At 72.1% G+C, this 8,135-nt stretch carries 8 protein-coding genes; 6 read left to right on the forward strand and 2 right to left on the reverse strand.

Features of this window, described 5'->3' with window-relative positions; genetic code table 11:
* The first annotated feature begins 144 nt into the window (after positions 1–144).
* The 6 genes from OHO83_RS13650 (at position 145) to OHO83_RS13675 (ending at position 5,609) form a co-directional block, all read left to right on the forward strand.
* Positions 145–1,536, forward strand: coding sequence for an alkaline phosphatase PhoX (locus tag OHO83_RS13650; protein ID WP_266675073.1), 1,392 nt, complete (start codon positions 145–147; stop codon positions 1,534–1,536).
* A gap of 198 nt (positions 1,537–1,734) precedes the next feature.
* Positions 1,735–2,568 carry a polyphosphate kinase 2 family protein gene (locus OHO83_RS13655; protein WP_266676711.1) on the forward strand — a complete coding sequence of 278 codons (834 nt, stop codon included), beginning with the start codon at positions 1,735–1,737 and terminating at the stop codon, positions 2,566–2,568.
* A 148-nt stretch (positions 2,569–2,716) separates the two neighbouring features.
* Positions 2,717–3,580 (forward strand): ABC transporter substrate-binding protein, encoded by an 864-nt coding sequence (locus tag OHO83_RS13660; RefSeq protein WP_330279536.1) that lies wholly within the window; start codon positions 2,717–2,719, stop codon positions 3,578–3,580.
* A 98-nt stretch (positions 3,581–3,678) separates the two neighbouring features.
* Complete coding sequence (locus OHO83_RS13665; protein WP_330280772.1) at positions 3,679–4,587, forward strand: polysaccharide deacetylase family protein; 909 nt, start codon at positions 3,679–3,681, stop codon at positions 4,585–4,587.
* The gene (locus OHO83_RS13670; RefSeq protein WP_266675071.1) at positions 4,580–4,774 is read left to right on the forward strand and encodes a hypothetical protein; all 195 of its coding nucleotides are present in this window, start codon (positions 4,580–4,582) and stop codon (positions 4,772–4,774) included. The genes OHO83_RS13665 and OHO83_RS13670 overlap by 8 nt, the downstream gene beginning before the upstream one ends.
* Positions 4,775–4,832: 58 nt before the next feature.
* The gene (locus OHO83_RS13675; RefSeq protein WP_389564412.1) at positions 4,833–5,609 is read left to right on the forward strand and encodes an aminoacyl-tRNA hydrolase; all 777 of its coding nucleotides are present in this window, start codon (positions 4,833–4,835) and stop codon (positions 5,607–5,609) included.
* A gap of 49 nt (positions 5,610–5,658) precedes the next feature.
* Here OHO83_RS13675 and OHO83_RS13680 read toward each other — a convergent pair whose 3' ends face one another.
* Positions 5,659–6,540 carry a peptidoglycan-binding protein gene (locus tag OHO83_RS13680; protein ID WP_266675070.1) on the reverse strand — a complete coding sequence of 294 codons (882 nt, stop codon included), beginning with the start codon at positions 6,538–6,540 and terminating at the stop codon, positions 5,659–5,661.
* Positions 6,540–8,096, reverse strand: a complete 1,557-nt coding sequence (locus OHO83_RS13685; protein ID WP_330279537.1) for a DUF6519 domain-containing protein — start codon at positions 8,094–8,096, stop codon at positions 6,540–6,542. Before OHO83_RS13685 ends, OHO83_RS13680 begins: the two co-directional genes overlap by 1 nt.
* Positions 8,097–8,135 lie beyond the last annotated feature (39 nt).

Genomic DNA, 8,135 nt, shown 5'->3' on the forward strand with positions numbered 1-8,135 from the left:
TGAGCCGTACGCGACGCGACAGTAGGGCGGTTACACGAGAAACCACCCCCACCCGGCGCTGCTACGCGCGTGGTTCCCGTGACGAATGGCCCGTGATAGACACAGCCAGGTCACAGTTCCTGTCCGCCAGCAGGAGGTTGCCCCATGTCTGAAGCACGTACCGCTCAGTCCCCCGCAACACGACGTCAGGTCCTCGCGCGCAGCGGTGCTTCCGTCGCCGCCATCGCCTTCGCCGGAAGCCTCTCCGAGCTCTTCGCGGGCACGGCCGCCGCGCAGAGCCTCGGGAAGAAGGGCTACGGCCCGCTGGTGCCCGACCCCGCCGGACTGCTCGACCTGCCCGCCGGGTTCCGCTACAAGGTCCTCTCGCGCGAGGGCGACCCGCTGCGCTCCGGCGAGGGCAAGGTGCCCAGCAACCACGACGGCATGACGGCCCTGGAAGGCAGACACGGCCAGGTCCACCTGGTCCGCAACCACGAGAACCGCGTCACCGCGAAGATCGCCGTACCGACCGTCGAGGGGCTCACCTACGACCCGATGGGCAAGGGCGGCTGTACGGCGCTCACGCTCGACCATCGGGGCAATGTCCTGTCGGAGCGCGTCGCCATCGCCGGCACGGCCGTCAACTGCGCGGGCGGGCACACGCCTTGGGGCACCTGGCTGACCTGCGAGGAGACCGAGGACAAGGCCGGCACGAACGGCTACACCAAGGACCACGGCTTCATCTTCGAGGTCGACCCGGCCGACCCGCACCGCTCGGGCGCCGTGCCGCTGACCGCGATGGGCCGCTTCCAGCACGAGGCGATCGCGATCGACCCGAAGCGCGGCGTCGTCTACGAGACGGAGGACGCCTTCCAGAAGCCGTTCGGCCTGTTCTACCGCTTCCTGCCCAAGAAGCCCGAGGGCGGCCTCGGTTCCCTGCGGGCGGGCGGAACGCTCCAGGCGATGCGGGTGCCCGGGGTGCCCGACCTGTCCGTGGTCCAGGAGACGGGCGCGACCTTCGACGGCATCGAGTGGGTCGACGTACCCGACCCGCTGGCCGCGCAGACCCCCATCCGCCTCCAGGACTTCGGCCCGAAGGGCATCACGCACGCGCAGAAGCTGGAGGGCTGCTACTGGGGCGGCTCGTCCGTCTACTTCGTCTCCTCCTTCGCCCACAGCGCGGAGGGCTCGGCGGCCGACCACTTCGGGCAGATCTGGCGCTACGACCCGAACAGGCGCCGGCTCACGCTGGTGATCGTGTTCGGCCCGAGCACGGACGTCCAGCTGCCGGGCGAGGAGCCCGACAACATCTGCCTCGCTCCCAGCGGCGGCCTGATGGTGTGCGAGGACGGCGAGGGCGCGCAGCACGTCTTCGGTGTGACCCGCCGCGGCGACGTGTACGCGATGGCGCGCGGGCGCCAGAACATCGGCACGGCGCAGGAACCGGCGTGGGGCGAGTTCGCGGGCGTCACGTTCTCCCCGGACGGCGACACGATGTACGTCAACTGCTACACGCCGGGGACGACCTTCGCCGTGACAGGGCCCTGGCAGCGGTAGCGCCGGTGCCCGGTCCGTCGCACGATCGAGGGACCTGACGGGAAGGGGTGCGCGGTGGCCAAGGCCGACAAGGACACGAAGCGGAAGGGCAAGGGCAAGGGCAAGCCGGCCAAGGGCGCCGGGAAGTCCCGGGCCAAGGCCGGACAGGCTCCCGGGAAGCCGTCCGGGAAGTCCTCCGGCCCGAAGTCGCCCGTCGCGCTGCGTGAGCTGCTGCGCATCCCCGCGGGCAAGCCCGTGGATCTCGCCTCCTTCGACGCACGGGCGACGCCCGCGGGCCCCTCCGGCAAGGCCGCGGGCGTGGAGGCGACCGCCCGTATGGGGGAACGCCTCGCGGACCTCCAGGAGCGCCTGTGGGCCTCCGGCACGGCGGGCGAACGGCGCCGGATCCTGCTGATCCTCCAGGGCATGGACACCAGCGGCAAGGGCGGCACGGTCAAGCACGTCATCGGCCTCTTCAACCCTTCCGGCTGCCGTATCAAGGCCTTCAAGGCGCCGACCGCCGAGGAGCGCGGCCATCCGTTCCTGTGGCGCATCATGCGGGCGCTCCCCGAGCCCGGCGAGATCGGCATCTTCGACCGCTCGCAGTACGAGGACGTCCTCGCCGCCCGCGTCCGCGGCCTCGTCCCGAGCCGCCGGCTTGGCGGCCGCTACGGCCAGATCAACCGCTTCGAGCAGTCGTTGGCCGAGGACGGCGTGACGGTCGTCAAGTGCTTCCTCCACATCTCGTACGAGGAACAGCGCGAGCGGCTCCTCGAACGGCTCGACAACCCGGACAAGTACTGGAAGTTCAGCATGGGCGACATCGAGGACCGCACCCTGTGGCCCGCGTACCAGGAGGCGTACGAGATCGCGCTGGAGCGCTGCTCGACGGATACCGCGCCCTGGTACGTGGTGCCGGCCGACCGCAAGTGGTACCGCAACTGGGCCGTCAGCAAGCTGCTCCTGGAACATCTGGAGGCGCTGGACCCGAAGTACCCGAAGGCGGACTTCGACGTGGCCGGGGCGAGGGAGCAGTTGCTCGCGCAGGGGTGAGGCGGGGTTGCGGCCCCACCGGCGCCGCCCACAACTGCGGCCGATTCACCGAGCGTGCCGGTCCCGCCCCCTGGGCAGGGTCTTAGGGGTCCTGCCGGGCCCATGAGCCCTTCAGGACGTCGCCCCCTAGGGACAAGGACACGGACACATGGAACGACAGGCAGTCTGGGAGTTCACCGACGACCGCGGACATGTGGCGGCCGCGGGGGACGTGCCATTACGGGTGGTGGCCTACATACAGGCCGGCGCCACATTGTGGGACCACGGGATACGGCCGGTGGGGATCTTCGGTTCGTTCCACGACGGAGACGCCGCCGACCCGGCCAAGGCGGGGACGCTGCCGCTCGGCGAGGTCCGCTACCTCGGCGCGGGCGCGGGACTCGGCCTGGAGGCCGTGCTCGCGGCCGAGCCCGACCTCGTCGTCGCCGTCACCTACGGCGGCGGCCAGGTGTACGGCGTCGATCCCGACGTGGCGAAGCACCTGGAGGAGCACGTCCCGGTCGTCGTGGTCGACGTCGGGCAGGGCCGCTCGCTCACCGCGGTCAGGGAGCGCTTCGCCGGGCTGGCACGCTCGCTCGGGGCGCGGGACCGGGCCGGGACCGAACTGGAGCGCGCCATGCGGGAGTTGGAGCAGGCCGCACAGGACAACCGGGGGCGGGTGCTGGCCCTGTCACCGGGCGGCCCGGACAGTGTCCATCTCGCCCGCCCCGCCAAGTGGCCCGACCTGAGCGCGCTGACGGCCCTCGGCGTACGCACCGTCGAACCGCCACAGGGGCCGGGCGCCAACTGGAACACGGCCGGGTGGGCGCAGGCCGCAGCGCTCGCCCCCGACATCGTGCTCGTCGACTCCCGCGCGAACGCGGCCGCGCGCGAGCAGTACGCGGCGGACCCGCACTGGCGGCAGGTCGCGGCCGGGGCACGTCTGCTCCCCTGGAACCCCGAGCTCCCGGCGAGCGAGTCCGCCCACGCGCGGCTCTTCGCCCAGGTGACCGGGGCGCTTCGGGACACCTGAGCCCCGGCCGCGCCCATCGCCCACCTGGCCCGACGCCGCTCCGCACACGCGACATGATGCGCAATTAATCCCATTAGTACATTTATCGTCGCCGCGTGATGACCTATGTACGGACCTATGTACGGAGACTTGCACTGGTCTGCGCCCTGGGCGCGCTGGGGGTCGGAGCTGCCGCGTGCGGTGGGGGCGGCGGATCCACCGGGCACCCGGGGCGGGGGAAGGTGAGCGCGTCCGTGTCCGCCGCACCCTCGCGCCCGCCCACACTCGCACCGGGCCCCGCCGGTCTCACCCCCGTGTTCAAGAGCGCCCCCCACCCGCGGGACCGCACCGTCGCCCTCACCTTCGACGCCGACATGACCGCCGACGAGGGCCCCCGCGCCGCGGCCGGTGAGCACTTCGACAACCCGGCTCTGATCGCGACCCTGCGCCGGCTGAAGGTCCCCGCGACGGTGTTCATGACGGGCCGGTGGGCCGAGCAGTACCCGGCCGAGGCGAAGTCGATCGGGAGCGATCCGCTCTTCGAGGTCGCCAACCACTCGTACAGCCACTACGCCTTCACCGGCGCGTGCTACGGGCTGCCCACCATGCCGCCCGCGCGGATGCGGTCGGACGTGGAGCGCGCCTTCACCGCGTTCCGCAAGGCCGGGGTGAAGCGCACGGTGCCGTACTTCCGCTTCCCGGGCGGGTGCTACGACAAGGAGGTGCTCCGGAAGCTGATCCCCGCGGGCGTCACTGCCGTGCAGTGGGACGTGGTGAGCGGTGACGCGTTCGCGACGGACTCGGCGGCGGTGGCGCAGCAGGTGCTCGACGGGGTGCGGCCCGGTTCGGTCGTCGTCATGCACTGCACGCGCAGTGCGGCGCCCGCCACGGAAGCCGCGGTGCGCGCCGTCGTGCCAAGACTGCGGGAGCGCGGGTACCGGTTCGTGCGGGTGTCGGAGCTGATCAGGTCGGCGGCCGGGCACCAGAGCGCTGTCGGGGGCCCGGACTACGGTGGGAGTCATGGCTGACTACTGCGACGGGCCGGATCCGCGTACGGGCCCCGACGTGTCCGAACCGGCCGGCGCGACCCCGGAACCGTTCGCCGAGTGCGTGCTGTGCCGCGAGCCCACCGAGTACCCGGAGTCCCACAAGGGGGTGACGCTGTGCCCCGTGTGCGCATGGCAGGAGGCACAGCGCACGTCCTGCTCGGGGTGACCGCGGCTGTCGCACGACGCCCGCGAAGAACCGATCTTCCGCCTGGCAGACTGGTCCGGTGAGCAGTGACGACCAGACCCTCCTTGACGATGCCGCCGACGCCTCCGCCGGTGTGCCGCAGGACAGCCCCTTCCGGTCCGAGCGGACCGTACGCGACGAGGCTCAGCAGTTCGTGCTGCCTCTCGTGGTGCGTATCGAGCGGGCCGCTCCCCCGGCGCGCACCGACGCCCTGGAGACGGCGGCCCGCGCCGTCCTCGTGATCCTCTCCGATCCGCGCGCGACCGGGGACGGCGAGTGGGCAGAGGTCATGCGCGACTGGCAGGACGCCCGGATCCGCAAGGTGGTGCGACGGGCGCGCGGCGCGGAGTGGCGCAGGGCGGAGGCGCTCGACGGGATCACGGTGACGGGCGAGTCGGCCGAGGTACGGGTGTTCCCGCCGGTCCCGCTCGACGGCTGGCCCAAGGATCTGGCCCGGCTCCAGGTGTCGGGAACGGAGCTGGACGACCCGGAGCCCCCGGCGGAGCCCGACCGCACGGCACCCGTCCTGTGGCTGAGCCCCGACCTCGGCATGACGGCGGGCAAGTCGATGGCCCAGGTGGGCCACGGCGCGCAGCTGGCGTGGTGGGAACTGACGGACGAGCAGCGCGCGCAGTGGCGCGACGCCGGTTTCCCGCTCTCCGTGCGCACCGCGGACGCGGACCGCTGGGCCGAGCTGACCACGAGCGGCCTGCCGGTGGTCCGGGACGCCGGATTCACGGAGATCGCCCCCGGGAACACCGTCGTGGCCGAAGGGGGCAGCCGCTTCTGTCCTCTCCCGCGCGCACGACGGCCGTAGGCGGGCTGCTCCGCGTCGGTGTCCGGGGCAGCCCGCCCGCTGACGGCTCTCAGGACGCCGGGACCTTCAGCTTGTCCCAGCTGGTCTTGCCCGGAATGCCGTCCGCGTCCTTGCCCTTGAAGCCGAGCTTCTGCTGCCAGGCCTTGTAGGACTTGCGGTCGGCGTCGGTCCACTCGGGGCTGGGCCCCTCCTCGTAGTGGTCGCAGCCCTCGGCGACCAGGCGGCGGCCCATGGCCGTGATGAGTGCGGACTTCTGGCCGTCGTGGAAGAAGCCGCTGCCCGGAAACGGGGCGTGCGACGGCTTGGACGGCGTGGGCTTCGGGTCGGAACCCTGGGACTTCCCGGCGAGCCGGTCGGCGATCCGCTTGCGCATGCCGTCCATCGTGAAGCCGCGCGGGTCCTGCTTGCCCGGCTGCCACTCCTTGTGGCCGATGACCGACCGCTCGCTCCAGCCGTAGTGCCGGCAGATCGCGGCGGACACCTTCTCGATGGCCTCTTTCTGCGCCTCGGGCCAGGGGTCCTTGCCGTCGCCGAGGTTGATGCACTCGAAGCCGTAGAAGTGCCGGTTGCCGTCGGTGTCGGCCTCGTTGTCGTGCGGCAGTCTCGATTCGTCGACCACGGCGCGCAGGACGTCGCTGTCGCCCAGCCCCGCATGATTGGCACGGCCGTTGCCGACGAGGTGGATCTCGCCCTTCTTGTCGATGACGCCGTGGCACAGCGGTCCCGGCAGGCCCGAGTAGCCGTTGTAGCAGATGTTCACGGAGGCGTCCGTGCCCGAGGTGACGGTGTGGTGGATCATCACGCCGTTCACCGGGCCCCAGGGACCCTTTGTATTGCGGTTGTGCGTGCGCCAGTTGCGCACCTCGTGGACCGTCAGACCCTCCTTACGCAGGATCTCCACCAGCTTGGACGCGCTCAGAGGTGTGGCCATCACTCGTCTCCTTCCACGGCGGACTCCGCTGCTGCGGTGGTCTGCGACCTCCCGTGCGAGGGGCTCTCGGCCGCGAGCTCCTCACGGTGTGCCTGTTCCTCCGCCGCAAGGGTCGCCTCGTCCGCGGCCGGGATGCCGTTCGCGAGCGGTCCGAAGGCGAGGCGCAGGTCGACGGCGCTCTCCTCACCCTTGACCAGGGCCAGCGGGGCGAAGTGGCGGGCGATACCGGCGGGCCCCTGGAGCAGCGGGCGGCGCGCCGGGTCCGTCGGCCATTCGACGCTGCCGGTGGCGGTGCGGGCGGGGACGAGCCAGTGGTCGCCGGTCCGGTAGGTGCCGCCCTTGGCGAAGTACACCTCGACACCGTCCTCCAGAGGCAGCCACTCCCCCTCCGCGACCGGGACGGCGCCGCCCTTCAGGGCTGCGGTACGGCCCCTGCGCCTCGGGCCCTCGCGGTGGTCCCAGCGGCGCACGAACGGGTGCAGGTGAGGAAGCCGGCCGACGCCCGGCTCGGGCTCGGCGGACAGGCGGACCCGGCGGCCCGGCAGGTCGAGTTCCTCCACTCGCAGCAGGGGCAGGGCTTCCAGGCGGGAGGCATGGGCGGTGTCCGTGAACTCGACGAAGTCGCCGACGTCCAGGTCGAGCTTGTCGTCATGGCCGAGGGACGCCAGCTGCACCCAGGTGCCGTCGAGCGCGTCGACCGGGAAGACGACCGAGCCGTTCTCGCGGGACCACTTGAAGGTGGCGTCCTGCGCCTCGCCGCCGGCATGGACCTCGACCCGGTACAGCTGGTTCTCCGGACCGCGGTAGCGGGCGTCGGGCCTGACCAGGCACGGGTCCTCGTCGGCGTGGTCGGGCCGCTCGCTGCGGGCGGCCAGCCGGGCGGTGGCTGCCGCCCGGCGCTGCGCCCACTTGTCGAAGGCCGCGCGGACGACCTCCTTCGACGGGTCGGCGTCCTCGATCGCCAGCGCCGCGAGGGACAGCGGCAGGACCTGCCAGACGACCTTCACTCGGGCGGCGGTGTCGGGCATCGTCGCGCCCAGGGCGACCTCCCTCAGCGCCGGGTCCTCGGCCGCGTTCACCGACCGCTCCCACACGTTCAGGTAGACCACGAACGGCGACTGCGCGGGCGAGGGCAGCCGGTCGCCGGGCTTCTCCGGGTCACGGAAGGCGTCGGGCTGGTCCCAGTACGTCCAGTACGACGGCGCGGTGGCCGTGTCCTCGGCGTCCTCGGCCTCCGCGTCCTCGTCCGGCACGGGCGTGCCGGGCGCCGGGCGGTCCGCGTCGAGCAGGATGCCGTCGACGTAGTAGCGGCCGCCGTGGATGTAGAGGGTGTCGATGTCGTGCTTGCCGCCCACGTACTCGACGCGGAAGCCCGCCGCGTCACGCGGCCCGCCGTAGCGGCCGATCAGGTCCGCGGCCAGGGTGCGGGCCCGGTGGAGCTGGATCGCGGTCTGCTCGTTGGCGTCGGCGTCGAGCTGGACGCGGCCCTGCTGGGCGACGACCGCGGAGTAGTGCCGCTCCGGGTGGAAGGTGAGACGGGAGAGATCAGCGTGCATGAAGGGGGTCCCCCTGGTTCAGGAAAGTGCGGGTGGGTC

It is taken from the genome of Streptomyces sp. NBC_00569, assembly GCF_036345255.1.
Taxonomy (GTDB): domain Bacteria; phylum Actinomycetota; class Actinomycetes; order Streptomycetales; family Streptomycetaceae; genus Streptomyces.